Here is a 660-nt window from a genome sequence, read left to right as displayed (position 1 = left end):
CAATATAGTTAAATGCAATGTTTTTGACGGTGTTTTCCGCGTTACCCGCAGCGTTAACGGTGATGGTGTGTCCGTGTGAACCAATACTGAAAGAATGGGCATGAGCACCGATAACAACCGGATGCTGGTGCGCACCAATACCAACTGTATGCGCATGTGCACCGGCACTCACGGCTGTACCGGACAATGAGTGACTGTGGCTGCCCTGACTGTCCGTTTTCGATAAATAAGCAATACCCTGTGTGCTGGTTCCTTTAACTGTGGATAAACTTCCTGTAATGGTTGCTGTTCCATACTGACTCCAGCCAGAACTGTTCATCCTTAAACCACTTGTGTGGGCATGAGCACCCGCGGCCCCTGTTGAACCGCTCAGACTGTGAGCATGAGCCCCCGTGTTATTCGTCGATTTGGTGCCGTAATCGAAACTGCCTGTTGTTTTCGTCCCGTAATCAAACGACGATGTGGTTTTCGTCCCCAAATCCGTACCGGATGCACTGGCACTGTGGGTGTGCGACTTAATTCCATCCTGTTCCTGAGACAATACAGCACGACCGCTGGCGGGTTTCCCCTTGATTGTCCAGCCTCGCATATCAGGAAGCACACCCGATGGATACGCGACAGCAAGTTTTGGGTAGGCTGATTTGTCAAACGCCTGCCCCT

General features: G+C 51.4%; 1 protein-coding gene. It reads right to left on the bottom strand.

Annotated features, from left to right (window positions below):
• Positions 1 to 660: tail fiber protein (locus tag CSC62_RS17445; protein WP_162407904.1), on the bottom strand; the 660-nt coding region annotated here is incomplete at both ends.

Origin of the sequence: Pseudoxanthomonas jiangsuensis (assembly GCF_010093185.1) — a bacterium.
Classification (GTDB): domain Bacteria; phylum Pseudomonadota; class Gammaproteobacteria; order Xanthomonadales; family Xanthomonadaceae; genus Pseudoxanthomonas; species Pseudoxanthomonas jiangsuensis.
Note: the sequence above shows the minus strand (reverse complement) of the source record. Positions and strands in the feature narration are given on the sequence as shown.